24 protein-coding genes are annotated in these 23,501 nt (G+C 72.9%); 12 read left to right on the top strand and 12 right to left on the bottom strand.

Annotated features, from left to right (window positions below):
* Nucleotides 1-92 precede the first annotated feature (92 nt).
* Nucleotides 93-3,944, top strand: a complete 3,852-nt coding sequence (locus tag Q6350_RS06345; RefSeq protein WP_305065803.1) for a multifunctional oxoglutarate decarboxylase/oxoglutarate dehydrogenase thiamine pyrophosphate-binding subunit/dihydrolipoyllysine-residue succinyltransferase subunit — start codon at nucleotides 93-95, stop codon at nucleotides 3,942-3,944.
* A gap of 83 nt (nucleotides 3,945-4,027) precedes the next feature.
* Here Q6350_RS06345 and Q6350_RS06340 read toward each other — a convergent pair whose 3' ends face one another.
* Complete coding sequence (locus Q6350_RS06340) at nucleotides 4,028-5,020, bottom strand: aldo/keto reductase (RefSeq protein WP_171247349.1); 993 nt, start codon at nucleotides 5,018-5,020, stop codon at nucleotides 4,028-4,030.
* A gap of 80 nt (nucleotides 5,021-5,100) precedes the next feature.
* On the opposite strand from Q6350_RS06340, the gene Q6350_RS06335 reads away from it, so the two are divergent.
* Nucleotides 5,101-6,036, top strand: a complete 936-nt coding sequence (locus Q6350_RS06335; protein WP_305065802.1) for an aldose 1-epimerase family protein — start codon at nucleotides 5,101-5,103, stop codon at nucleotides 6,034-6,036.
* A 169-nt stretch (nucleotides 6,037-6,205) separates the two neighbouring features.
* Nucleotides 6,206-6,811 carry a GDSL-type esterase/lipase family protein gene (locus Q6350_RS06330; RefSeq protein ID WP_304603367.1) on the top strand — a complete coding sequence of 202 codons (606 nt, stop codon included), beginning with the start codon at nucleotides 6,206-6,208 and terminating at the stop codon, nucleotides 6,809-6,811.
* Nucleotides 6,812-6,826: 15 nt separating this feature from the next.
* Here the strand turns inward: Q6350_RS06330 and Q6350_RS06325 are convergent, their stop codons facing one another.
* Nucleotides 6,827-7,627: a DUF4097 family beta strand repeat-containing protein gene (locus Q6350_RS06325; protein ID WP_304603366.1), complete on the bottom strand. Its 801-nt coding sequence runs from the start codon at nucleotides 7,625-7,627 to the stop codon at nucleotides 6,827-6,829.
* 87 nt (nucleotides 7,628-7,714) lie between these two features.
* Between Q6350_RS06325 and Q6350_RS15350 the strand changes: the two genes are divergently transcribed.
* On the top strand, nucleotides 7,715-7,789 hold the full coding sequence (locus Q6350_RS15350; protein WP_369810841.1) for a 50S ribosomal protein bL37: 75 nt from the start codon (nucleotides 7,715-7,717) through the stop codon (nucleotides 7,787-7,789).
* 96 nt (nucleotides 7,790-7,885) lie between these two features.
* Here Q6350_RS15350 and rsrA read toward each other — a convergent pair whose 3' ends face one another.
* The 3 genes from rsrA to Q6350_RS06310 are packed head-to-tail and all read right to left on the bottom strand — an operon-like array spanning nucleotide 7,886 to nucleotide 10,021.
* A complete protein-coding gene (gene rsrA / locus Q6350_RS06320) occupies nucleotides 7,886-8,167 on the bottom strand; it encodes a mycothiol system anti-sigma-R factor (RefSeq protein ID WP_171247352.1) in 282 nt (93 codons plus the stop codon).
* The gene (locus Q6350_RS06315) at nucleotides 8,167-9,012 is read right to left on the bottom strand and encodes a sigma-70 family RNA polymerase sigma factor (RefSeq protein WP_370375379.1); all 846 of its coding nucleotides are present in this window, start codon (nucleotides 9,010-9,012) and stop codon (nucleotides 8,167-8,169) included. Before Q6350_RS06315 ends, rsrA begins: the two co-directional genes overlap by 1 nt.
* Before the next feature lie 43 nt (nucleotides 9,013-9,055).
* On the bottom strand, nucleotides 9,056-10,021 hold the full coding sequence (locus Q6350_RS06310; protein WP_304607170.1) for a helix-turn-helix domain-containing protein: 966 nt from the start codon (nucleotides 10,019-10,021) through the stop codon (nucleotides 9,056-9,058).
* Nucleotides 10,022-10,114: 93 nt separating this feature from the next.
* Between Q6350_RS06310 and Q6350_RS06305 the strand changes: the two genes are divergently transcribed.
* A complete protein-coding gene (locus Q6350_RS06305) occupies nucleotides 10,115-10,261 on the top strand; it encodes a hypothetical protein (RefSeq protein WP_171247355.1) in 147 nt (48 codons plus the stop codon).
* 17 nt (nucleotides 10,262-10,278) lie between these two features.
* Here Q6350_RS06305 and Q6350_RS06300 read toward each other — a convergent pair whose 3' ends face one another.
* Nucleotides 10,279-10,650 carry a hypothetical protein gene (locus Q6350_RS06300; protein ID WP_305065800.1) on the bottom strand — a complete coding sequence of 124 codons (372 nt, stop codon included), beginning with the start codon at nucleotides 10,648-10,650 and terminating at the stop codon, nucleotides 10,279-10,281.
* An 89-nt stretch (nucleotides 10,651-10,739) separates the two neighbouring features.
* Here Q6350_RS06300 and Q6350_RS06295 point away from each other — a divergent pair, with 89 nt between their 5' ends.
* Genes Q6350_RS06295 through rsgA form a run of 3 tightly spaced genes read left to right on the top strand, consistent with a single transcriptional unit; the run spans nucleotide 10,740 to nucleotide 13,877 of the window.
* Nucleotides 10,740-11,438, top strand: a complete 699-nt coding sequence (locus Q6350_RS06295; protein WP_305065799.1) for a DoxX family membrane protein — start codon at nucleotides 10,740-10,742, stop codon at nucleotides 11,436-11,438.
* A 49-nt stretch (nucleotides 11,439-11,487) separates the two neighbouring features.
* On the top strand, nucleotides 11,488-12,825 hold the full coding sequence (gene aroA, locus Q6350_RS06290; protein ID WP_304603361.1) for a 3-phosphoshikimate 1-carboxyvinyltransferase: 1,338 nt from the start codon (nucleotides 11,488-11,490) through the stop codon (nucleotides 12,823-12,825).
* Nucleotides 12,825-13,877, top strand: a complete 1,053-nt coding sequence (gene rsgA, locus Q6350_RS06285; protein ID WP_304603360.1) for a ribosome small subunit-dependent GTPase A — start codon at nucleotides 12,825-12,827, stop codon at nucleotides 13,875-13,877. The genes aroA and rsgA overlap by 1 nt, the downstream gene beginning before the upstream one ends.
* Here rsgA and Q6350_RS06280 read toward each other — a convergent pair.
* Nucleotides 13,874-14,353: a hypothetical protein gene (locus Q6350_RS06280; RefSeq protein WP_304603359.1), complete on the bottom strand. Its 480-nt coding sequence runs from the start codon at nucleotides 14,351-14,353 to the stop codon at nucleotides 13,874-13,876. The two genes, rsgA and Q6350_RS06280, sit on opposite strands and share 4 nt — an antisense overlap.
* Nucleotides 14,354-14,547: 194 nt before the next feature.
* Between Q6350_RS06280 and hisN the strand changes: the two genes are divergently transcribed.
* A complete protein-coding gene (hisN, locus tag Q6350_RS06275; RefSeq protein ID WP_304603358.1) occupies nucleotides 14,548-15,369 on the top strand; it encodes a histidinol-phosphatase in 822 nt (273 codons plus the stop codon).
* Between the two features lie 83 nt (nucleotides 15,370-15,452).
* On the opposite strand, the gene Q6350_RS06270 is transcribed toward hisN, so the two are convergent.
* The 3 genes from Q6350_RS06270 to Q6350_RS06260 are packed head-to-tail and all read right to left on the bottom strand — an operon-like array spanning nucleotide 15,453 to nucleotide 17,919.
* Nucleotides 15,453-15,950, bottom strand: coding sequence for a hypothetical protein (locus tag Q6350_RS06270; protein WP_305065798.1), 498 nt, complete (start codon nucleotides 15,948-15,950; stop codon nucleotides 15,453-15,455).
* Between the two features lie 23 nt (nucleotides 15,951-15,973).
* A complete protein-coding gene (locus Q6350_RS06265; protein WP_305065797.1) occupies nucleotides 15,974-17,269 on the bottom strand; it encodes a hypothetical protein in 1,296 nt (431 codons plus the stop codon).
* Nucleotides 17,269-17,919, bottom strand: coding sequence for a hypothetical protein (locus tag Q6350_RS06260; protein WP_304603355.1), 651 nt, complete (start codon nucleotides 17,917-17,919; stop codon nucleotides 17,269-17,271). The genes Q6350_RS06265 and Q6350_RS06260 overlap by 1 nt, the downstream gene beginning before the upstream one ends.
* Nucleotides 17,920-18,115: 196 nt before the next feature.
* Between Q6350_RS06260 and Q6350_RS06255 the strand changes: the two genes are divergently transcribed.
* Entirely contained in the window at nucleotides 18,116-18,325 is a 210-nt protein-coding gene (locus tag Q6350_RS06255) for a helix-turn-helix domain-containing protein (RefSeq protein WP_171247363.1), read from the top strand.
* Here Q6350_RS06255 and Q6350_RS06250 read toward each other — a convergent pair whose 3' ends face one another.
* Nucleotides 18,326-18,871 carry a hypothetical protein gene (locus tag Q6350_RS06250; RefSeq protein ID WP_304603354.1) on the bottom strand — a complete coding sequence of 182 codons (546 nt, stop codon included), beginning with the start codon at nucleotides 18,869-18,871 and terminating at the stop codon, nucleotides 18,326-18,328.
* Between the two features lie 132 nt (nucleotides 18,872-19,003).
* Between Q6350_RS06250 and Q6350_RS06245 the strand changes: the two genes are divergently transcribed.
* Both Q6350_RS06245 and Q6350_RS06240 read left to right on the top strand, forming a co-directional pair.
* Complete coding sequence (locus tag Q6350_RS06245; protein WP_305065796.1) at nucleotides 19,004-19,804, top strand: LysM peptidoglycan-binding domain-containing protein; 801 nt, start codon at nucleotides 19,004-19,006, stop codon at nucleotides 19,802-19,804.
* Between the two features lie 50 nt (nucleotides 19,805-19,854).
* Nucleotides 19,855-20,412 carry an Rv3235 family protein gene (locus Q6350_RS06240; RefSeq protein ID WP_304603352.1) on the top strand — a complete coding sequence of 186 codons (558 nt, stop codon included), beginning with the start codon at nucleotides 19,855-19,857 and terminating at the stop codon, nucleotides 20,410-20,412.
* 24 nt (nucleotides 20,413-20,436) lie between these two features.
* Here the strand turns inward: Q6350_RS06240 and secA are convergent, their stop codons facing one another.
* Complete coding sequence (gene secA, locus Q6350_RS06235; protein ID WP_304603351.1) at nucleotides 20,437-23,385, bottom strand: preprotein translocase subunit SecA; 2,949 nt, start codon at nucleotides 23,383-23,385, stop codon at nucleotides 20,437-20,439.
* Nucleotides 23,386-23,501: the final 116 nt, after the last annotated feature.

Genomic DNA, 23,501 nt, shown 5'->3' with positions numbered 1-23,501 from the left:
GCTGCAGAACCGGCAGGACGGCTTACGCTGGTGGGGTCCGACCATCGGGCGGCAGTACCAAGCATGCAATCTGGGAAGTGGGCGATCCGGGCGTGGTGTCCCCCAAGGCAGGGTCAGAGTCGATCAGCGCCGAGAGCGCGTCGTTCGGAGCCAACGAGTGGCTCGTCGACGAGCTCTACGAGCAGTACCTGAAGGACAAGAACGCGGTCGACCCCGCGTGGTGGGACTTCTTCGAGGACTACACCCCGGGCGAGTCGGACGAGGCGCCGTCGAACGGCTCCCCGGCGCCGACCGAGACGACGGCGGCCTCGGCCGCGTCCGCCCCGGCCGAGGCGGAGACCGAGACGGAGACCGAGACCGAGGAGCCCTCGCGTGCTGAGCAGGGGACCTCCTCGGCCGCGGACGGGACCGCCGCGGCGGAGGTCTCCCAGGCGTCCGCGCCCGCCCCCGTACCGGCCGACCCGGAGATCTCCGCGGCCGACGCACCGGTCGCCGAGGCGCTGCCCGCCACGGCTCCCTACGCCGAGGTCGCCCGCACCGAGCCGGCGTCCGACGAGGACGAGGCCACGGACGACGTGCAGAAGCTACGTGGTCCCGCGGCGCGCGTGGTGACGAACATGGAGGCCTCGCTCGAGGTGCCGACCGCGACGTCGGTGCGCGCGGTCCCCGCCAAGCTGATGGTCGACAACCGCATCGTCATCAACAACCACCTCAAGCGCGGCCGCGGCGGCAAGATCTCGTTCACGCACCTCATCGGCTTCGCACTCGTCGAGGCGCTGGCCGACATGCCGGTCATGAACGCGCACTACGAGCACACCGACGGCAAGCCGCACGTGGTCCACCCCGCGCACGTCGGGTTCGGCCTCGCCATCGACCTGGCCAAGCCGGACGGCTCGCGCCAGCTGCTCGTGCCGAGCATCAAGAAGGCCGAGGAGCTCGACTTCGCGGGCTTCTGGGCCGCCTACGAGGAGCTCGTGCGCAAGGCGCGCGGGGGCAAGCTCGGCATGGACGACTTCGCCGGCACCACGATCTCGCTGACCAACCCCGGCGGCATCGGCACCGTGCACTCGGTCCCCCGCCTCATGCAGGGGCAGGGCACCATCATCGGCGTCGGCGCCATGGACTACCCGGCGGAGTTCGCCGGCGCCTCCGAGGAGCAGCTCGCCCGGATGGGCGTCTCGAAGGTCATGACGGTCACGTCGACCTACGACCACCGCATCATCCAGGGTGCGCAGTCCGGCGAGTTCCTCAAGATCCTGGCGGGCAAGCTGCTCGGCCTGGACGGCTTCTACGACCGCGTCTTCGCGGCGCTGCGGATCCCCTACGAGCCGGTGCGCTGGGTCCGCGACAACACGGTCGACGCCGACGTCGAGGCGGCCAAGCCCGCCAAGATCGCCGAGCTCATCCACTCCTACCGCTCGCGCGGCCACCTCATGGCGGACACCGACCCGCTCGCCTACCGCCAGCGCAAGCACCCCGACCTCGACATCCAGAACCACGGGCTGACGCTGTGGGACCTGGACCGGTCGTTCCCGACCGGCGGCTTCGGCGGTACGCCGAAGGCGACGCTGCGCGACACGCTCGGCCTGCTGCGCGACTCCTACTGCCGCTCGATCGGCATCGAGTACATGCACCTGTCCGACCCGACCCAGCGCAAGTGGCTGCAGGACCGGCTCGAGCACGGCTACGCCCGCACCCCGCGCGAGGACCAGCTGCGGATCCTGCGCCGGCTGAACTCGGCCGAGGCCTTCGAGACGTTCCTGCAGACGAAGTACGTCGGGCAGAAGCGGTTCTCCCTCGAGGGCGGCGAGGCCGTCATCCCGCTGCTCGACGCGATCCTGTCCAAGGCCGCCGAGAACGGGCTCGACGAGGTCGGCGTCGGCATGGCGCACCGCGGTCGTCTCAACGTGCTGGCCAACATCGCCGGCAAGAGCTACGGCCAGATCTTCAAGGAGTTCGAGGGCCAGATCGACCCGAAGTCGGTCCAGGGCTCCGGCGACGTCAAGTACCACCTCGGCACCGAGGGGACCTTCACCGCCGAGTCCGGTGCCACGACGAAGGTCTACCTGGCGGCCAACCCGTCCCACCTGGAGGCCGTGGACCCCGTCCTCGAGGGCATCGTGCGGGCCAAGCAGGACCGGATCGACCTCGGCGGCGACGGGTTCTCCGTGCTGCCGCTGCTCATCCACGGCGACGCGGCCTTCGCGGGCCAGGGTGTCGTGCCGGAGGTGCTCAACCTCGCCCAGCTGCGCGGCTACCGCACCGGCGGCACGATCCACGTCGTCATCAACAACCAGGTCGGCTTCACCACGGGCCCGTCCTCGTCGCGTTCGACGACGTACTCCACCGACGTGGCCAAGGGCTACCAGGTCCCCGTCTTCCACGTGAACGGTGACGACCCGGAGGCCTGCGTCCGCGTGGCCGAGCTCGCCTTCGCCTACCGCGAGCAGTTCGACCGGGACGTCATCATCGACATGGTCTGCTACCGCCGGCGCGGGCACAACGAGGGCGACGACCCCTCGATGACGCAGCCGCTGATGTACAACCTCATCGAGGCCAAGCAGTCGGTGCGCAAGCTCTACACGAAGAACCTCGTGGCCCGCGGCGACATCACCGTCGAGGAGGCCGAGCAGGCGCTCAAGGACTACCAGGCACAGCTCGAGCGGGTCTTCACCGAGACCAAGGGCTCGTCCTCGTCCGACCGTTCCTCCGGCACGGAGGAGATCGCCGGGCTGGAGCGTCCGGAGTCGCAGCGTGAGGACGCCGGCACGATGGTCGGCTGGAAGACGGCGATCCCGCACGCCGTCCTGGAGCGCGTCGGTGACGTCCAGGTCCAGCCGCCCGAGGGCTTCACGGTCCACCCCAAGCTCGGCAAGCTGCTCGAGAAGCGCCAGCTCATGGCCAAGGAGGGCGACATCGACTGGGGCTTCGGCGAGCTCGTGGCCTTCGGGTCGCTGCTCATCGAGGGCACGCCGGTGCGGCTCGCGGGGCAGGACTCGCGCCGCGGCACGTTCACGCAGCGACACGCCGTCCTGCACGACCGGCACACGGGTGCGGAGTGGACCCCGCTGCTGTACCTGTCGGGCGACCAGGCGAAGTTCTGGGTGTACGACTCCTCGCTGAGCGAGTACGCGGCCCTCGGCTTCGAGTACGGCTACTCGGTCGAGCGCCCGGACGCCCTGGTGCTCTGGGAGGCGCAGTTCGGCGACTTCGTCAACGGCGCGCAGACCGTCATCGACGAGTTCATCTCCTCCGCCGAGCAGAAGTGGGGCCAGAACTCCTCGGTCGTCATGCTGCTCCCGCACGGGTACGAGGGACAGGGTCCGGACCACTCCTCGGCCCGGCCCGAGCGGTTCCTCCAGCTCGCCGCGGAGAACAACATCAGCGTGGCGCAGCCGTCCACGCCGGCCTCGTACGCGCACCTGCTGCGCCGCCAGGCCTACGCCCGTCCGCGACGCCCGCTCGTGGTGCTGACCCCGAAGCAGCTGCTGCGCCTCAAGGCCGCCGCCTCCAGCGTGGAGGACTTCACCACCGGCACGTTCGAGCCGGTGCTCGGGGACCCCGCGGTGGCCCGCGGGGACGTCGACCCCGCCGACGTCCGTCGTCTGGTGCTCTGCACGGGTCGCGTCTACTACGACCTGGCCGCCGAGCGCAGCAAGCGCGGGGACACCAGCACGGCGCTGGTGCGCCTCGAGGAGCTGTACCCGTTCCCCGAGGAGCAGGTGCGCGAGCAGATCGCCACGTACCCGGACGCCGAGGTCGTGTGGGTCCAGGACGAGCCGCAGAACCAGGGTGCGTGGTCCTACCTGCACCTGGCGATGCCGGAGGACCTGCCCCGGGTCCAGGTCATCTCCCGACCGGCGTCGGCGTCCACGGCCGCCGGCACCGCGAAGCGGCACAAGGAGGAGCAGGAGATCCTGCTCGACCAGGTCTTCACCCGCTGACGGTCCGGCCAGGCAGCACGAGCACGAGAAGGGCCCGGGAGCATCCGCTCCCGGGCCCTTCTCGTGCGTCCTGCGCTATCGACTCACCACTTGTCGTGGACGTGCTCGCGGATCGACCCGTCGTAGAGCTCGCGCACGCGGGAGGCGAACAGCGGACCGAGGCTGTGCGCCCCGCCCGCGGCGGCGTTGAGCCGCGCCTGCTCCGGGGTGCGGGCACCGGGGATCACGGTGGAGACGCCCGGGCTCTGCCAGACCCACGCGAGCGCGGCCTGGGCCGGGGTGAGGTCCTGCTCGAGCCCCTCGGCCAGCTCGGTGAAGGACGCCGCGGCCTCGACGCCGACCTCGAACGGGACGCCGGAGAACGTCTCGCCGACGTCGAAGGCCTCTCCCCCGCGGTTGAACGTGCGGTGGTCGTCCTCGGCGAACGTGGTGTCCTTCGTGTAGCGGCCCGACAGCAGGCCGGAGGCCAGGGGGACGCGGGCGATGATCCCGACGCCCGCCTCGGACGCCGCGGGCAGGACCTTCTCCAGCGGCTTGTGCCGGAACGCGTTGAGGATGATCTGGACGGTCGCGACACCGGGCCGTGCGATGGCGGTCAGCGCCTCGTCCACGGTCTCCACCGAGACGCCGTAGGCGGCCGTCACGCCCTCGTCGACGAGGGTGTCCAACGCGTCGTACACCTCGTCGCGGGAGTACACCGGCGTGGGCGGGCAGTGGAGCTGCACCAGGTCGAGCGTGTCGACCCCGAGGTTGGCCCGGGACCGGTCCGTCCAGGAGCGGAAGTTCTCCAGGACGTAGTTCTCCGGCACCTGGTCCGCCCGGCGTCCCATCTTCGTGGCCACGGTGAGACCCTCGTCACGGTGGTCCGCCAGGAAGGCGCCCACCGCCTGCTCGCTGCGGCCGTCACCGTAGACGTCGGCGGTGTCGTAGAAGGTCACGCCGGCCTCGAGCGACGCCTCGAGCACGGCGCGCGACTCGGCGTCGCTCACCTCGCCCCAGTCCCCGCCGAGCTGCCAGGTGCCCAGGCCGACGACCGACACCATCCGGCCGGTCCGGCCGAGTACCCGCTTCTCCATCTGTTTCTCCAAGTCCGTGGGGTCGACCTTCCCACGGTACGCGGCACGCACCGATCGGGCTCGGCGACTACGGTGTGACCGTGAACACGAGCCAGCTCCCCGCGACGGCGCCCGCGCCGTCCGGCACCCAGTACCGCCTGTCCGCCGGCACCCACCGCGCCACGATCACCGAGGTCGGTGCCATGGTGCGGGAGTACTCGGTGGACGGGCGTGACGTCTTCGTCCCCTTCGACGAGCACGAGCCGGCGCCGGTCTTCAACGCCGCCGTCCTGGTGCCCTGGCCGAACCGGCTGCGCGACGGCCGCTACACGACGGACGACGGGGAGACCCACCAGCTCCCGCTGAGCGAACCCGACCGGGGCACGGCGCTGCACGGCCTGGGCTGCTGGTACCGCTGGTCCGCCGTCGAGGTCGCCGACCACGCGGTGACGCTCGAGCTGGCGCTGCCCGCGCAGAAGGGCTGGCCGTTCCAGCTCACCACCCGGGTGCGCTACGCCCTGGACGCCGAGCAGGGCCTCGAGGTCCGCGTGACCACCCGCAACGTCGGCACCGGCACCGCGCCGTACGGGGTCGGGTTCCACCCCTGGCTCTCCGCGGGCGGGGCCGACCTCGACGACTGCACCGTCCGCCTGGACGCGACCGAGCACGTGACGGTCGACGACCGGCTGCTGCCCACCGGCGTCGAGCCGGTCGCGGGCGACCACGACCTGCGCACGACGCGCTCGTTGGCGGGGCTCGACCTCGACGACGCCTGGGTCGGCGCGACCCGTGACGAGCGGGGCCTGTCCTGGTGCCGGCTCGGCTGCCCGGACGGCCGGACCGCCGCCGTCTGGGCGGACTCGTCGATGGACTGCTGGCAGGTCTGCTCGGCCGACCACATCACCGGGCACGAGCGTCTCGGCCTGGCCGCGGAGCCGATGAGCTGCTACGCGGACGCGTTCAACACCGGCGACCGGCTCGTGCGTCTGGCCCCGGGCGAGGAGCACGAGGTGCGCTGGGGTGCCACCCTGCTGTGACGGACCACGCCCTGACCGCCGGTCCCCGGCACGACGTCACGAACCCGGCGGGGACGCCTCCCTGCCAGCGGGTGACCGCACGCCACGGCGTGGGATCATGCCGTGCCGTGCCAGGTCACGGAACAATGGCGGCGCAAGACTGGGACACGGCAGGGGACGGTGACAGCTCGTGACGGACCGCGAGGTGCGGATCTGCGTGGTGGGCGACGAGCTCGCCGTGGGCGTAGGCGACGGTCGCGCGCTCGGTTGGACCGGCCGGGTGCTGGCGCGGACCCGGTTCGACCGCCCGGCGATGACGTTCACCCTGGCGGTGCCGGGCGAGACGACGTCGACCCTCGGAGCTCGCTGGGAGGCGGAGACGGAGCCGCGGTTCGGCCCGGACGCGACCCATGACAACCGGCTCGTGGTGGCCCTGGGTCGCCACGACGTCGACTCGGGCCTGTCGGTGGCGCGCTCCCGGCTGAACCTGGCCAACATCCTCGACGTCGCCGACAACCGTCGGCTGTCGACCTTCGTCGTCGGTCCCCCGCCCGGCCGGCCGGAGGACGGGGACCGGATCGCCGAGCTCTCGGCCGCGTTCTCCGACGTCGCCAGCCGCCGCCGGGTGCCCTACGTGGACACGTACACGCCGCTGGCCCAGCACGAGCAGTGGCTCGCCGACCTGGCGACCACCGGGTCGACCTACCCCGGCCAGGCCGGCTACGGCCTGATGGCCTGGCTCGTGCTGCACACCGGGTGGCACGCCTGGCTCGGGCTGCCGCACGACACGGAGTAGCGACCCGGCCGCGGCTCAGCCGCGGGAGACGATCACCCGGGCGCTCGTCACGGCGGCGGTGACGTAGGCGATGCTGCGCCCGTCGGTCGGGGTCTCGCTGCGGTCGACGGACAGGGTGCGCGTGGTCGAGGGCAGCACCTCGCCGTCGACCACGGCCTGGCCCGCGGCACCGCGGACCTTGAGGCTGAGGGGGGTGCCCTCGTCGAGCCGGATCGCCACGTCGCCGGAGACCGACTTCGCCGACACCATCGGCACGGTGCCGGCCGCGGTGACGGCCACCGCACCCGACACGCTGCTCGTGGAGACCCTGCCGAGAGCCCCCTCGAGCGCCAGGGCACCGGAGACGACCTGGGCGGACACGTCGCCGGTGTGTCCCGAGGCGGCCACGTCGCCGGAGACGGACTTCAGGTACAGCGACCCCGACGTCCCCGCCGTGCGCACCGCCCCCGTGACGGTCTTGACCACGGTCCCGGCGGTGCCGCTGACGTCGGCGTCGGCCTCGATCGTGCCGACGTCGACCCGGACCCCGGGCGGGACCGTGAGGCGGACGACCGCCCGCTCGGAGCTGCCCAGCGACCGCACCCGGGCCACGAAGGCCTCCACCATCGAGCGTTCGTAGCCGATCCGCAGGCGGTCGCCGTCACGGTCGACCTGGAGCGGCTTCTCGCCGACCTCGGCGACCTCCAGCGTGACGTGCTCCGCGTCGGGGTCGACCACGACGTCGACCCGACCGTCCTGGAGCCGGACGGACAGGCCGCCCACCCCGGTGATCTCGACGGTCTGCGGGGCGGCGATCGCCCAGGACTCGGTGCTCATGCTGCCTCCGTTGGCCGGTGACGCGGGTCGACGTGCGGTTGTGGGATCATGGTGTGACCCCCGAACACCTTCTCGTGAGGAGAAATCATGAGCAAGCGCGGCAACAAGCGTCGTGCCCGCAAGGGCAAGAACGCCAACCACGGCAAGCGTCCCAACGCCTGAGGACGTCACCACGCACGACGGGCCGGCACCCTCCAGGGTGCCGGCCCGTCGTCCCCGGCCCGTGCCTCGGCACGGACCCGGTGGTGCTCCGTGCGCTCAGCCGGAGGTGCGCATCACGGTGAGCTGCTCGTGGATGCGCAGCCGCAGCGTCGCCGGCGCCTGCTCGGCGCAGGACCGCTTCACGAGCTTCTTGACGAGCTCCTCGACGCTGAGCTCGGCCAGACAGGGCGAGCAGTGCGCGACGTGCGCGCGCATGCGGTCCTCGTCGGCCTCGGTCATCTCCGAGTCGAGGTACTCGTACAGGTGGTGCAGTGCGTGCTCGCACTCGCTCTCGCCCTCGGCGGGCTCGTGCGGGATGGGCGTCACGTCCCCGCTCATCATGATTCTCCTCCGCGTGCTCCGGCGAGTCCTCGGTCAGCCGCGTAGTCCGACAACAGGTCGCGCAGCTGCCGTCGTCCACGGTGCAGCCGGGACATCACGGTCCCGATCGGTGTACCCATGATCTCCGCGATCTCCTTGTAGGGGAACCCCTCGACGTCGGCGTAGTAGACGACCATGCGGCGGTCCTCCGGCAGCTCGGCCAGCGCCCGCTTCACGTCGGAGTCCGGGAGCCGGTCGAGGGCCTCGACCTCGGCCGACCGCAGGCCCTGCGAGGTGTGGGTCGCCGCCCGGGCGATCTGCCAGTCCTCGATGTCGTCGGTCTGCGCCTGCTGCGGCTGCCGCTGCTTCTTGCGGTAGTTGTTGATGAAGGTGTTGGTCAGGATCCGGTACAGCCAGGCCTTGAGGTTCGTCCCCGGCTTGTACTGGTGGAAGGCGGCGAACGCCTTGGCGAACGTCTCCTGGACCAGGTCCTCGGCGTCGGCCGGGTTCCGGGTCATGCGCAGCGCCGCGGAGTACAGCTGGTCGACGTACTCCAGCGCGTCGCGCTCGAACCGCGCGACCCGGTCGGTGGCCGACTCCTCGTCAGGAGCGCGTTCGGTGTCCTCGCCGACCTCGTCCTCGGCCGGCGAGGTCGTCTCCGCGTCGTCATGGGTGCTCATCGGTCTCGAGCCTAGCTCTCGCGGCCAGGCGGTGCGGCGTCCGTCCGACGTCGACGCCGCCGCCCCGCCGAGGTCGGAGGGGACGGAGAACAGGGTCACGTCGCGCGCCCCGGCCGGTGCGGGGGCTCCTCGGGTCATGCAGGCTTCCACACTGCGGTGCAACCGTCGGCGGCGGGCGTGCATTCCCACCAGATGAGCGCCGTCGTCGCGCCGCCGGCGCCGCGGGTCAGGACGCGACGTCGGCGAACCGGCGGCGGTACGCCGTGGGGCTGGTGCCGAGCACCCGTGCGAAGTGGTGTCGCAGCACCGCGGCGCTGCCGAAGCCGACGAGCCGGGCGACCTCCTCCACCGGCACGTCGGGGTGCTCCAGGAGCTCCTGGGCCCGCGCGACGCGCTGCCGGGTGAGCCAGGCGCCGGGGGTGGTCCCGGTCTCCGCGCGGAACCGGCGGGCGAACGTCCGCTCCGACAGCGTGGCGCGACGCGCCAGCGCGGGCACGCTGTGGTCCTGCTCGAGGTGCTCGCGCATCCACGCGAGGAGACCGGCGAGCGACTCGCCCGACTCGGGGACGGGATCGACGACGAACTGGGCCTGCCCGCCGTCGCGCTGCGGCGGGACGACCATGCGGCGGGCGACGGCACGGGCCACCTCGCCCCCGAGCTCGGTGCGGAGCAGGTGCAGGCAGGCGTCGATCCCGGCGGCCGTGCCGGCGCTGGTCAGCACCCGGCCGTCGGCGACGTAGAGCACGTCGGGGTCGACGTCGGCACGTGGTGCGGCGGCGGCGAGACGGGCCGCGAACAACCAGTGCGTCGTGCAGCGCCGACCGTCGAGGAGGCCGGCGGCCGCGAGCGCGAACGCGCCCGAGCACAGCGACACGACCCAGGCGCCGCGGTCGTGGGCCCGGCGGATCGCGTCGAGGTACGCGGGCGAGAGCTCGACAGGGTGGTCGTCGTCCATGACGTCGTAGGCCACGGCGACGACGACGTCGGCGTCCTCGGTCGCCTCGAGCCCGGCGTCCACCTGGACGGCGAACCCGCCCCGGGTCGGCACCGCACCGGGGTCGGGGGTGCACAGCGTGAAGTCGAAGGCCGGCCCCCCGGTGTCCCGGCGGTCGATGCCGAAGACCTCGCAGGCGATCCCCATCTCGAACGGGGCGACGCCCGGGACGACGACCGCGGCCACCTTCTGGATCATCCGCCCATCGTCCCAGGACATTGGCAGAATGTCGATGGGTAGTGTCACCTCTGCCACTGGTGGCGCCATCTTGACGATCGCATGATTGCTGCCATGACCACGATCATCCTGCTCCTGCTGCTCCTGCTGACCGTCGCCGCGCTCGCGGCCTCCGCCCGGGCCGTCCGTCGTGACGGGCTCGGGCACCGCCGTCCGCCCCGTTCCCACCCCGACTGGTGGGAGGGCGTCGAGCTGCGCTGACGTCGGCCGCGGAGCGACTAGGGCTCGAGGAGCTGCACGACCTCGACGTCGCACTGCACGGGGTACGACTCCTGGCAGACCTCGTCGACCCACACCTCGACCAGGACCCCGGCCACGAGAATGTCCGGGTCCGCGGCGTCGCCGTCGGCCGCCAGCACCTCGGTGCCGTCGGTGAGGAGCGCCATCCCCTCGTAGTAGGGGTCAGAAGCCTGCACGACGACCGGCTGCCCCGCGCGGGCGTCGTCGTCGACGGAGCCGCCGTCGGCCACCACGCCCCGCACGTCGGACGGCTCGTCAGGCGCGAGCACGGTGCCGGCACACCCGGACAGGGCGACGGCGGCGGCGAGCAGGGCAGCGGGCGCCGCGCTGCGGCGGAGGGCCGAGGTCACGACGGTCATCGGACCGCACCCCTGCTCGCGGCGTCAACCGCCACGTCTATCGGTGGGCATGTCAGCTGCGGCTCTGCCACAGTGGGGCCATGCTGCTGCGACGTCTCGCCCGACCCCTGCTGGCCGTCCCGTTCATCTACGACGGCGTGTCCACCGCGCTGCGACCGGCCGAGCACACCGACGCCGCCCGCGAGGGCGCCGACACGGTCACCGACACCCTGGGTGTCGACCGTCTCGACGACACCCAGGTCGCGTTGCTGGTCCGCGCGCACGGCGCCGTGACCGCGTTCGCCGGCCTGCTGCTCGCCGTCGGCCGGACCCCGCGGACCGCCGCCCTGGCGCTCGCCGCGTTGACGACGCCCCTGGCCGTCGTCAACCAGCCCTTCACCCGCAAGGGCGACGAGCGGAAGGCGAAGACCCTCAAGTTCGTCAAGAACCTCGGCGCGATCGGCGCCACGGTGATCGCCGGGATCGACCTCGAGGGCCGTCCCGGCATGAGCTACCGCATCGCGCAGAAGACGTCGTCGGCGTCGAAGTCCGCGCAGCACGCCGTCGAGAGCGCGGAGAAGACCGGGAAGTACGCGGTCCGCAACGCGGAGCGGACCGGTCGGTACGCGGTCCAGAACGCCAAGCGGTCCGCGACGACCGCGCAGAAGTCCGCCTCGACGTCGGCCCGACGCGCGCGCAAGCAGGTCGAGCGGGACCTGCGCTCCACCGCGAAGAGCGCACGGGCCGGCGCGAAGAGCGCACGGGCCGCCGCCGAGAAGGCCGCGGCGAAGGTGTCCTGACCTCCGGACACGACACCGCGCCGACAGGCCGTCAACTACCCTCGGGGACATGACGACTGCGCCGGCACCGACCGATCTGCCGCTCTGGGACGCCCCGGTCGCCGACGGCCCCCTGGACAGCACGGTCGAGGTCCCGGGCAGCAAGTCGCTGACGAACCGGCTGCTCGTCCTCGCAGCACTGGCCGACGGGCCGGGCACCCTGCGCGGTGCGCTGCGCTCGCGCGACGCCGACCTCATGATCGCCGCGCTGCGGTCGCTCGGCGCCACCATCACCGAGGGTGAGACCGCCAGCACGCTGCACGTCACGCCCGGGCCGGTCACCGGCAACACCGCCGTCGACTGCGGGCTGGCCGGCACCGTGATGCGGTTCCTGCCCCCCGTGGCCGCGCTGGCCGACGGCGCCGTCCGGTTCGACGGCGACCCGGAGGCGCGGGTGCGGCCGATGCAGCCGGTGCTCGCCGGGCTGCACGGCCTCGGCGTCCGCGTCACCGGCGAGGGCGCCGAGGCCGGCGACACGCTCCCGGCCCACCTGCCCTTCACCGTGCACGGACGGGGCCACGTCGCCGGCGGCGCCGTCGACATCGACGCCTCGGCCTCCTCCCAGTTCGTCTCGGCGCTGCTGCTGGCCGCCGCCCGGTTCGACCGGCCGCTGATGCTGCGGCACATCGGCACCACGCTGCCGAGTCTGCCCCACATCGAGATGACCGTCGCGACCCTGCGCGAGGTCGGTGTCGCCGTCGACGACTCCCGGGACGGCATCTGGCAGGTCACCCCCGGTCCGATCGCCGCCCGGGACGTGCGCGTCGAGCCGGACCTGTCCAACGCGGCACCCTTCCTGGCCGCCGCGCTGGTCGCCGGAGGCACCGTGCGGGTGCCGGGGTGGCCGTCGTCGACCACCCAGCCGGGTGCCATGGTCCCCGGGCTGCTGGAACGGATGGGCGGCACGGCGTCGCTCGCCGACGGCGTGCTGAGCGTGACCGGCACGGGCGAGATCCACGGCATCGACGTCGACCTGCAGGCCGGCGGCGAGCTCGCCCCGACGTTCGCCGTGCTCGCGGCGCTGGCCGACTCCCCCACCCGCCTGCGCGGCATCGCCCACCTGCGCGGCCACGAGACGGACCGGCTGGCGGCGTTGGCCACGGAGATCACCCGGCTGGGCGGCCGGTGCGAGGAGACCCGCGACGGGCTCGTCATCACCCCGCGCCCGCTGCACGGCGGGACGTTCCGCACCTACGCCGACCACCGCATGGCCACCTCGGCGGCGCTGCTCGGCCTGCGCGTGCCGGGCATCCAGGTCGAGGACGTCGCCACCACCGCCAAGACCCTGCCCGGGTTCGACCGGATCTGGGCACGGATGCTCGATCTCGGCACGGGGGACCTGGCCTGATGGCGCGGGCCCGTGACGAGCACGACCGGTTCTCGCGTCCCTCCAAGCACGGGTCGCGCCCACGGTCCAAGCAGCGTCCCGAGCACGCGAACGCCGTCCCGGCGATGGTCACCGGGATCGACCGGGGCCGCTACACCCTCGTGGTCGACGACGGCGGCCCGGACGAGCGCGAGATCCTCGCCATGAAGGCCCGCGAGCTCGGGCGGACCCGCACCGTGGTCGGCGACCGGGTGGACGTCGTCGGGGACACCTCCGGCCGCGAGGGCACGCTCGCCCGGATCGTGCGCATCACCGACCGCACCTCGACGCTGCGCCGCACGGCCGACGACACCGACCCGTACGAGCGGATCGTGGTCGCCAACGCCGACCAGCTCGTCGTCGTCACCGCGCTCGCCCAGCCCGAGCCGCGCACCGGCATGATCGACCGCTGCGTCGTAGCCGCCTACGACGCCGGCATGGACGTGCTGCTGTGCCTGACCAAGGCCGACCTCGCCTCCCCCGACGAGCTGCGCGACCTGTACGAGCCGATCGGCGTGGACGTGGTGGTGACCAGGCGGGACGACGCGGAGTCCGTCGAGACGGTCCGCGAGCGCCTGCTGGGCCGGACGTCGGTGCTGGTGGGCCACTCCGGCGTCGGCAAGTCGACACTCATCAACGCCCTGGTGCCCGACGCCCTGCGGGCGACCGGCGTCGTCAACGACGTGACGGGTCGAGGGCGGCACACCTCGACGTCGGCGGTGGCGCTGCGCCTGCCGGTGGGTCCGGGCTCCTCGGTGGACGGCGAGGGGCACGACGGCTGGGTCATCGACACCCCGGGCGTGCGGTCCTTCGGCCTCGCCCACGTGGAGCCCGAGCACCTGCTGCGCGCCTTCGAGGACCTGGATGCCGCGGCCGAGGAGTGCCCGCGCGGGTGCACGCACCTCGCCGATGCCCCCGACTGCGCGCTCGACGAGTGGGTCGAGGCCGCCGAGGACGGCGACGGGCGGGCGGCACGTGCTGCCCGCCTGGCGTCGTTCCGCCGCCTGCTGACCTCCCGGACCGACGCCGGCTAGGAGTCGTCGTCGGCACCGCCCTTCGGGGCCCGCGATCGGCTGCGTCTGCTCTGCAGGTATCCCGACGTTCCCCTGGCCTCAGGGGCGACGAGGACACCCGGCCAGGCCCAGAGGAACTCCACGGCCGCCCAGAGCATCAGACCGAACTGGGCTGCCGACGACCACAGGAAAACCTCTCTGAAGTGCTCGTCAAAGCGTGGGCCGAGCACGCCGACACCGAGGAACAAGGGAATCCAGGCGACGAAGGCCAGCGCCATCGGAGCTTTGACCCTGGCAACCATCGATGCCATCAGGACGTCGCCGTCGTGGAGCTCGCTCGCGGCCTGCTTCAGATCCAGCGTCCCGACCTCCCGACCGAACAGGCGGAGAATCGTCCCCCCGATCACGTAGACGCCGACCCCCACGCACCAGACCGCGCACGCGATGGCGACGATCCGCGACACGGGCGAACCGAGCATCAGCTCGAACCGCGACATACTTCTCCTCATCCCCACCGGGGCCACGCGTCACTGCGGGTCGGCCCTGGTGCGATCTTGCTGATGCGCCAGAGTGCCACACTCTGTCGGAACAGCGCGTCGGCCCTCCGTGCCGTCCCCGGACCGGCGACACGCGCATCTCGCCTGGCGTCGTTCCGCCGTCTGCCGACCTCCCGGACCGCTACCGTGTGAGGGTGGCCACCTTCCAGCAGACACCCAGTCCCCGGGGGCACGGGCGCACGTACGAGGACGACCTGCGCCTGGCCCACGTGATCGCCGACCAGGTCGACTCGATGACGATGTCCCGGTTCCGCGCGGTCGATCTGCACGTCGAGACCAAGCCGGACCAGACCCCGGTGTCCGACGCGGACCGCGGCGCGGAGGAGTTCATCCGCGCCCAGCTGGCCCGCGCGCGCACGCGTGACGCCATCGTCGGCGAGGAGTTCGGCGAAGAGGCCGGCAGCGGGTCCCGCCGGTGGATCATCGACCCCATCGACGGCACCAAGAACTTCGTCCGGGGTGTGCCTGTGTGGGCGACGCTCATCGCGCTGGCCGAGGGCGACGAGGTCGTCATGGGCCTCGTCTCCGCCCCGGCGCTCGGCCGCCGCTGGTGGGCCGCCAAGGGTTCCGGCGCCTGGACCGGCAAGTCGATCGCCGCCGCCACCCGCATGCGCGTGTCCGGCGTCTCGTCGCTGGACGACGCCTCGTTCGCCTACTCCTCCCTGGACGGCTGGGAGGAGCGCGACAAGCTCAACGGGTTCCTCGACCTGACCCGCGAGTGCTGGCGAACCCGTGGGTACGGCGACTTCTGGTCGTACATGCTCGTCGCGGAGGGCGCGGCGGACATCGCCGCCGAGCCGGAGCTCGAGCTGTACGACATGGCGGCGCTGGTCCCGATCGTCGTCGAGGCCGGCGGGCGGTTCACCTCGCTGGACGGGTCGGACGGCCCCTGGGGCGGCAACGCGCTGGCCACCAACGGGCTGCTGCACGACAAGGCGCTCGTCTACCTCGGCTGACCTCCCGCGCTGTGGGCATGAAATCTGCAGCCCCTGGGTACCCGAGGGCTGCAGATTTCATGCCCACAGCGGACGGTGCGGTCTCAGGGACGCGGGATCTGGCCGATCTCGCTCGGGTCGTACCAGAGCAGGTCCCGGTCGGTGACGCGCTGGACCGCCTCGGCGAGCGCCTCGTCGTCGTCGGCGTCGATCGCCGTCAGCACGGCCCGGACGTCGTCGGCCGCGGTGGGTTCGTCGACGTGCACGGCGGCCAGCGGGACGTCCGGGACGTCGCGCAGCAGCTGCACCGACGAGGCCGAGGCGCCCTCGGGGTCGACGCCCACGACGTCCTGCTCGACGTCCACCGAGACCACGACCCGCACGGGCGGCACGCCAGGACGGCCCGCGACGAGCGACAGGGAGTCGTCGGCGGCCGCGAGGAACGCCGCGTACTCGCGCCCCTCGTCGTCGGCGTCGGCGAGCTCACCGGCGAGCGCCCGCGTGACGGCGTGCGCACCGCGCGGCCCGACGGGCCAGCGGGTCACGCTCCCGACCACGGCGGTGTCCAGCTCGTCCAGGGTCGCGGGCACGTAGATGCGCATGGGGACAGTCTGCCCGACGCCGCTCACGCCACCAGCGCGCGGACCCGGCCCGCCAGCTCCGCGAAGCCGTCCCGGGCGGACGACGAGGGTGCGTGCTCGGCCAGGCTACGGCCGGCGAGCACTGCGGCGTCGCACGCAGCAGCGTCGTCGGGCACCGGGTGCACGTCGTCCACCCCGGCGTAGCGGGCCAGCGCCGCCGCCACGGCCCCGGCCGGGTCAGGGCCCACCGCCGTCGAGCGCACGCGGTTCGCGACCACGAGCCGTCGACCGGCCACCGGGACCGGGACGTCGGCCAGGTCCTCCAGGGCACGCACCAGACGGTGGATGCCGACGGGGTCGGCGGCACCGACGACGACCACGACGTCAGCCGCCTCCAGGGCGGCGAGGGTCGCGCCGTTGCGCTGCGGGGCGTGGGTGTCGTACATGAGCAGCTCGTCGGCCTCCACGAGCGGCCCGCAGTCGACGACGGTCCAGCGCGCCAGGTCGCGCGCCCGGTCGAGGACGACCTCGAGGGCGCTGGCCGGCAGCTCGGGCCACCGGGAGGCCCGCGTGATGCCCGTCAGGACGCGGAGCCGTCCCGTGACCACGGGTGCGTGGCGGGCGAGCGTCGTCAGGTCCAGGCCGCCCCGGGAGGCGGCGCGCGCGGCGGCCGCGAGCCCGGGGGCGTCGTCGAGCAGGCCCAGCCGGGCGGCGAGGCACGAGCCGTAGGTGTCGGCGTCGACCAGCAGCGTCGTCTCCCCGGGCGCCGCAGGGGCGGGGCGACCGGCCCGGCCCCGCCGTCGACGTCCGCGGGTCCCGCCGATCCCGGCCAGCTCGGCAGCGACCTCGACGGCCGTCGTCGAGCGACCGGGGGCGCCGACCGGACCCCAGACCGCCACGACGTCACCACGACGCCCCGGCTCCGGCGAGCTTCCCTCGGCGTCGAGGACCGACGCCAGGTCGAGCTCCCCGGTGGCCAGCGGGTCGTCGATCGGTGCGGTGTCGCGCACGGCGTCGAGGAAACCCGCGTCGTGCGGCCCGGTGCGGACGGCGTCGACGCCGAGCGCCTCGGCCCGGTCGGCCCCACCGACGTCCGCGAGGGCGACGACGCGGGTCCCGGCCGCGTGCAGACGACCGACGGCCTCCCGGTCGAGGCCCGGGAGGTCGGCGGTCACGACGGCCACCGTCCCGGCTCCGGCCGCGGCCGCGGCGAGCAGCTCGGTCACGTCACCGCAGCGGCGGGTCACCGTGGTGCCCGCTCCGGGAGCGCCGAGCGCGACCACGACCTCGGGTTCCTCCGGCCCCTCCACCGCGCACAGCACGGTGATCGGCGCCGCCATCAGGCGCCCGCCACGGGGACGACCGCGATCGACCCGTCGGCGCCGAGGGCCGACAGCACGGCCGGCAGGCGCTCGCTGCCGACGAGCACGTGCACCGTGCCGCCGTCGGCCACGACGAGACCGCTGTCCGAGACGTCGACCTGCTCGACGACGACGCCGGTCACCAGCGGCTCCGGCTCCGGGGCGCCGCCCTTCGACCCCGGCGCGACGTCCGGCACGAACCACAGGTCGACGAGCGCTCCGGCCCGGATCCGCTCGGACAGTCCCGCGCTGACCGGGACCGCCACCGCCCGGACGTCGACGCGCTCGGCCGGGCCGAGCGCCCCCGCGGCGACCAGCTCGCCGTCCTCGACGACGCGCAGGGCGACCTGGTCCGTCGGGGGCCCGACGTCCGCCCGCAGGTACCGCGCCGTCTCCGCGCCGAGGTTGACGTCGACGACACGCAGGTCCTCCGCCGCCACGGGCTCTCCCGGGGTGAGCGTGCCGGCGGCGACGTAGACCGGCACCGTGCGGTCGGCGCCCGAGACCACCCAGGCCCCCAGCGCGACGGCGAGCGCCACGAGGAGCAGCCCGACGACGAGACGGGGGTCGCGCCAGGTGGGCCGGCGCAGGCGGGGCGCGACGGGAGAGGGCAGGGCGTCGTTGCTCACGGATCGGTCCTTCGGTTCGGCCGGTCGCGTCGTCGCGTCCGGCGGGCGGGGCCGTCGGTCGGTCGTCACCCTAGCGCTGCGACCAGCGACGATGCGGTGAGATCCATCATCCGGGACGAAGACGCCACCGCGCCACCATCCACCATCGCCTGTGGACAAGCGAGATCAACCGACGGCGCCGTGCGACCATGGCTGCATGGCTGGTCGCTTCCTCTCCCTCGCCGAGGTCCAGGAGATGCTGAGCATCTCCGCCGCCCAGGCGTACTCGCTCGTCCGCTCGGGCGAGCTGCCCGCGATCCAGGTCGGCCCGAAGAAGGTGTGGCGCGTCGAGGCGGTCAAGCTCGAGGAGTACATCGAGCAGCAGTACACCCGCACCCGCGAGCGCATCGCCTCCGGCGAGATGTGATCACGCCTCGCTGACGCGCAGCAGGGCGGAGAACGGGACGACCCGGTCGACCGGCCGCGCCCGGTCGACCTCCACGACGTCGAGGTGGTCCGCGCCCACCCGGGCGATCCGGCCGACGACCTGACCGGACGTCGTCCGCACCTGCACCCGGGCGCGGTCGCGCTGCAGCGCGCGCAGCGCCGTGCCGAGACCGAGCCGGTCCGTCCTCGCCTGCGACGCCAGCGCCTGGGAGCCCAGGCCCACGATCCCTGCCACCGCGGCGACGGGCACGACGTGCTGCACGCGTCCGCGGGGCCCTCCGGCGTCGAGCTGCATCCAGGTGTCGGCGAGGTGGGCGACCCGCCCCTCGAGGACCTCTCCGTCGGACAGCTCCACGCGCACCGGACCGCGCGTCGCCCGCAACCGGTCGGTCCAGCGGACGGCGGCCTGCTCAGCGCGGGTGAGCTCGGCGACGGCGCCCTCCCGCTCGGCCGCCTCCCCCGCGGCGAGCTGCGCCTCGAGGTCCGCGAAGAGCAGCGCCCAGCGAGACCTGTCGGACGACGTCATCACCCTCCCCCTTCCCACGTCCGATGGACCGCACCAGCATGCCCGCTCTGGACACGGCGATCGAACTCTGGTGAGATCAGTGCCACCAGAAGACACCAAAAGACATCAAGCGTCATGATCAGAGTGGATCAGATGACAGACGAGATCACCCAGCACCCTCGGCCGGCGCCGCGACCCGGCCTCTCCCTCGCAGGCCTCCTCGCGTGCGCCCTCGGGGGTGCCGCCGTCCTGGCGCTGCTCGGCCTGCGTGCCGAGTCGATCGTCCCGCGCGGGGTGGCGGAGGCCGCCCGCACCGACATCGACCGATGGGTCGAGCTCGGCGTCCTGCTCGTCGGCGCCATCGCCGCGAGCCGGCTGGCCGTCGGAGCCGCCATCGCGCTGGCCTGCATCGCTCGTGCCCGCCGGGACGGCCGACACGTCCTGGACACGGCGCTGGGCCCCTGGGTCCCGCGGCTCGTGCACCGGCTCGCGCGTGGCGCCGTCGGCGTCGGGGTCGGCGCCGGTCTGGCTCTCACGCCGGTGGGCGCTCTGGCCGACGAGGCTCCCGGCGCTGACGCACCCGTCGTGCTCGACGTCGGCTGGCGGTCCACGACCGACCCGGCGCCCCCGGACCCCGCGGCGTCGGCACACCCGGTCGCGCCGGCGACGACGCACACCGCCGAGCTCACCAGCAGCCCGCTCGACACCGACGTCCCCGCGGGGTCCGCCGACAGCGCCGGCCGCGCCGAGGCGCGGCCCGGACCGCCCGACCGCGACGAGGTGGTGGTCGTACGAGGGGACACGCTGTGGGACATCGCGTCCCGCGGACTCCCGGACGCGGCCTCGGACGGCGACGTCCTGGCGGAGGTCGTCCGGTGGCACGCGGCCAACCGTGACGTCATCGGTGACGACCCCGACGAGATCCTGCCCGGGCAGGTCCTGCGCTCGCCCTGAGAACCCCTGCTCGACGCCGCCCACCCCGCCTCGTCCGTACGGAGCCCTTCATGACCCTTCCGCGCATCACGTCCGGTCCCGCCGACCCGCAGGACGACACGTCAGCTCGTCGGCTCCGCGTCGCGGCGACCCCTGGCGCCCGGCCACCCGCCCGGCCACCGCAGGCACCGGCACGGCGCGCGCCCGTGCGCCGGGTCCGGGTCGGCCGGGACGCACCGGTGACACCGGTCCCCGGGCGCCCCCTGGCCGAGGCGTCGTCCGGGCAGGTGGACGGACCGCACCCCAGCGACCCCACGGCCCTGTGCTGCTCCGTGGTCCGGGCGGCGGTCGAGGTGCTGCGAGGTGAACGGCCCGCCGCCCAGGTGGCGCGATGGGTCACGCCCCAGGTCCACGATCAGCTGGCGCACCGGGCACGGCTGCTGCGGGCGGCAGCGACCGCCCGCCCGGCCCGCCCCGTCACCGTCCGTCGGGTGCGCACCGTCCGGCTCGGCCCCGGGACGGCGGAGGCCACCGTCGTGCTCGAGGACTCCGGGCGCGTCCGCGCCGCGGCGGCCCGGCTCGAGGTGCACCGAGGAACCTGGCGGGTCACCGTGCTCGAGCTGGGGTGAGGACGTCCGGGAACGGACGCCCGATCACTCGTTGGCGCCGTGGCACACCTTGTACTTCTTGCCGGACCCGCACGGGCACTGAGCGTTGCGCGGGGTCCCCGGGAAGGTGCGCCCGTCGGCGTTCGCCGCGGTCGCCTCGCCGTGCAGCGCGCGACGGGCGGCCCGGGTGTCCCCGGTCCGGGTGGTGGACCCGTCCTCGCTGGGCGCCGAGTACTGCAGGTTCTGCGGCCGCTGCGGGGTCTCGAGACCCTTCGCCACGAGGGTCGGCTCCTCGGAGCCGCCGAAGGCCGCCGGGATCTCCTGCTCCGTGGGAGCGGCGTCCTCCTCCGTCGGGGCGTCCTCGACCGCGTCGGCACCCGCGACCGAGGCCGCGCCGGCCGCGAGGCCCTGAGCGGCCGAGGAACCGGCCGTGGCCGCCGCGGACTGGACCGAGACCTGCGGCCCCGCACCGGCGGGCGCGTCCTCGCCGGGCTGCTTCACCTGCACCTCGAGGTTGAACAGGTAGCCGACCGACTCCTCCTTGATGGCCTCGGTCATCGCCTGGAAGAGCTGGTAGCCCTCGCGCTGGTACTCGATGAGGGGGTCGCGCTGGGCCATCGCGCGCAGCCCGATGCCCTCCTTGAGGTAGTCCATCTCGTAGAGGTGCTCACGCCACTTGCGGTCCAGCACCGACAGCACGACCCGACGCTCGAGCTGGCGCATCGCGGGCGAGCCCAGGGACTCCTCGCGCGCCGCGTAGGCGACACGGGCGTCGGACAGCAGCTCCTCGAGCAGCATCTCCTTGGTCAGACGGTCGCGCCCGCCCGCCTCGGCGACGACGTCCTCCACGGTGATCGACACCGGGAAGACGGACTTCAGGGCGGTCCACAGCGAGTCCAGGTCCCAGCCCTCGGCGTTGCCGTCGTCGGCGGCACCCTCGACGTAGGCCGTCACGACGTCGGTGAGGAAGTGCTGGACCTGCTCGTGCAGGTCCTCCCCCTCCAGGACGCGGCGGCGCTCGTCGTAGATCACGGTGCGCTGGCGGGCCAGGACGTCGTCGTACTTGAGGACGTTCTTGCGGATCTCGAAGTTGCGGGACTCGACCTGCGACTGGGCGCTCTGGATCCCGCGGGTGACCATCTTCGACTCGAGCGGCATGTCGTCCGGGAAGCCGGCCCGGCCCATCATCGACTCGGCGAGACCGGAGTTGAACAGCCGCATCAGGTCGTCCTGCATCGACAGGTAGAACCGCGACTCGCCGGGGTCGCCCTGACGGCCGGAACGACCGCGCAGCTGGTTGTCGATCCGTCGCGACTCGTGGCGCTCGGTCCCGAGCACGTACAGCCCGCCGAGCTCGACGACCTCGTTGTGCTCGGAGGCCACCGACTCCTCGGCCTTGGCGAGCACCTCGGGCCACGCGGCCTCGTAGGCCTCGGGGTCCTCGGCGGCGTCGAAACCGCGCTCGGCCATCTCGGCCACCGCGATGAACTCGGCGTTGCCGCCGAGCATGATGTCGGTGCCTCGACCAGCCATGTTCGTCGCCACCGTGACGGCGCCCTTGCGCCCGGCCTGGGCGACGACGGCGGCCTCGCGGTCGTGCTCCTTCGCGTTCAGCACGGCGTGCGGGACGCCTGCGCGCTGCAGGAGCGTCGAGAGCAGCTCGGACTTCTCGACGCTCGTCGTGCCGACCAGCACCGGCTGGCCCTTGGCGTGCCGCTCGACGATGTCGTCCACGACCGCGTTGAACTTGCCCTCCTCGGCCTTGTACACGAGGTCGGGCTGGTCGATGCGGATCATCGGCTTGTTCGTCGGGATCGGGACGACGCCGAGCTGGTAGGTGCCCTGGAACTCGGCGGCCTCCGTCTCGGCCGTACCGGTCATGCCGGCGACCTTCTCGTACTGCCGGAAGTAGTTCTGCAGGGTGATCGTGGCGAGCGTCTGGTTCTCCGCCTTGATCTGCACGCCCTCCTTGGCCTCGATGGCCTGGTGCATGCCCTCGTTGTACCGGCGACCCGCGAGGATGCGGCCGGTGTGCTCGTCGACGATCATCACCTCGCCGTTGAGCACGACGTAGTCCTTGTCGCGCTTGAACAGCTCCTTCGCCTTGATGGCGTTGTTGACGAAACCGATCAGCGGGGTGTTCAGCGACTCGTACAGGTTGTCGATGCCGAGGTAGTCCTCGATCTTCTCGATCCCCGGCTCGAGGATGCCGACCGTGCGCTTCTTCTCGTCGACCTCGTAGTCGGTCTCGCGCGTCAGTCGCTTGACGACCTTCGCGAACTCGACGTACCAGCGGTTCGCGTCCCCGGACGAGGGACCGGAGATGATCAGCGGGGTCCGCGCCTCGTCGATGAGGATGGAGTCGACCTCGTCGACGATCGCGAAGTGGTGACCGCGCTGGACCAGGTCGTCCGGCGACCAGGCCATGTTGTCGCGCAGGTAGTCGAAGCCGAACTCGTTGTTCGTGCCGTAGGTGATGTCCGCGGCGTACTGGCGCCGGCGCTCGTCCGGGTTCTGGCCGGAGACGATGATGCCCGTGGTCATGCCGAGGAACCGGTAGACACGGCCCATCAGCTCGCCCTGGTACTTCGCCAGGAAGTCGTTGGTGGTGATGACGTGCACGCCCTTGCCCGTCAGGGCGTTGAGGTACGCGGCGGTGGTGGCGACCAGCGTCTTGCCCTCACCGGTCTTCATCTCGGCGATGTTGCCCTCGTGCAGGGCGGCACCACCGATGAGCTGCACGTCGAAGTGGCGCTGGCCGAGGGTCCTGCGCGCGGCCTCACGGACCGTGGCGAACGCCTCCGGGAGCAGCTCGTCGAGCGTGGCGCCGTGCTCCAGGCGGTCCTTGAACCGCTGCGTCTCCTCCTGCAGCTCGGTGTCGCTCAGCTCGACGAAGCTGGACTCGAGCCGGTTCACCTGCTCGGCGAGGCCGGTCAGCTTCTTGAGGGTCCGCCCCTCGCCGAAGCGGAGGATCTTCTCGAGGATCGCAGGCACGCAGTACTCCCGGGTCGGTGGTGCCCGGGTGGCCCCGAGCCCGTTCGGTGGTGCCGACGGGATCTGCTGGCGTCGCCCTCGTCGCCCGTCGCACCGCCTGCCATCCTATTCGGTCT

It is taken from the genome of Isoptericola sp. b515, assembly GCF_030588125.1.
Taxonomy (GTDB): domain Bacteria; phylum Actinomycetota; class Actinomycetes; order Actinomycetales; family Cellulomonadaceae; genus Isoptericola; species Isoptericola sediminis.
Note: the sequence above shows the minus strand (reverse complement) of the source record. Positions and strands in the feature narration are given on the sequence as shown.

Coding starts and splice junctions, on each gene's coding strand:
- Q6350_RS06340 (WP_171247349.1), bottom strand. CDS start 5,020: ATGGAGAAGCGGGTACTCGGCCGGACCGGCCGGATGGTGTCGGTCGTC.
- Q6350_RS06325 (WP_304603366.1), bottom strand. CDS start 7,627: ATGAGCACCGAGTCCTGGGCGATCGCCGCCCCGCAGACCGTCGAGATC.
- rsrA (WP_171247352.1), bottom strand. CDS start 8,167: ATGAGCGGGGACGTGACGCCCATCCCGCACGAGCCCGCCGAGGGCGAG.
- Q6350_RS06315 (WP_370375379.1), bottom strand. CDS start 9,012: ATGCACGCCCGCCGCCGACGGTTGCACCGCAGTGTGGAAGCCTGCATG.
- Q6350_RS06310 (WP_304607170.1), bottom strand. CDS start 10,021: ATGATCCAGAAGGTGGCCGCGGTCGTCGTCCCGGGCGTCGCCCCGTTC.
- Q6350_RS06305 (WP_171247355.1), top strand. CDS start 10,115: ATGACCACGATCATCCTGCTCCTGCTGCTCCTGCTGACCGTCGCCGCG.
- Q6350_RS06295 (WP_305065799.1), top strand. CDS start 10,740: ATGCTGCTGCGACGTCTCGCCCGACCCCTGCTGGCCGTCCCGTTCATC.
- aroA (WP_304603361.1), top strand. CDS start 11,488: ATGACGACTGCGCCGGCACCGACCGATCTGCCGCTCTGGGACGCCCCG.
- rsgA (WP_304603360.1), top strand. CDS start 12,825: ATGGCGCGGGCCCGTGACGAGCACGACCGGTTCTCGCGTCCCTCCAAG.
- Q6350_RS06280 (WP_304603359.1), bottom strand. CDS start 14,353: ATGTCGCGGTTCGAGCTGATGCTCGGTTCGCCCGTGTCGCGGATCGTC.
- Q6350_RS06270 (WP_305065798.1), bottom strand. CDS start 15,950: ATGCGCATCTACGTGCCCGCGACCCTGGACGAGCTGGACACCGCCGTG.
- Q6350_RS06265 (WP_305065797.1), bottom strand. CDS start 17,269: ATGGCGGCGCCGATCACCGTGCTGTGCGCGGTGGAGGGGCCGGAGGAA.
- Q6350_RS06255 (WP_171247363.1), top strand. CDS start 18,116: ATGGCTGGTCGCTTCCTCTCCCTCGCCGAGGTCCAGGAGATGCTGAGC.
- Q6350_RS06250 (WP_304603354.1), bottom strand. CDS start 18,871: ATGACGTCGTCCGACAGGTCTCGCTGGGCGCTGCTCTTCGCGGACCTC.
- Q6350_RS06245 (WP_305065796.1), top strand. CDS start 19,004: ATGACAGACGAGATCACCCAGCACCCTCGGCCGGCGCCGCGACCCGGC.
- Q6350_RS06240 (WP_304603352.1), top strand. CDS start 19,855: ATGACCCTTCCGCGCATCACGTCCGGTCCCGCCGACCCGCAGGACGAC.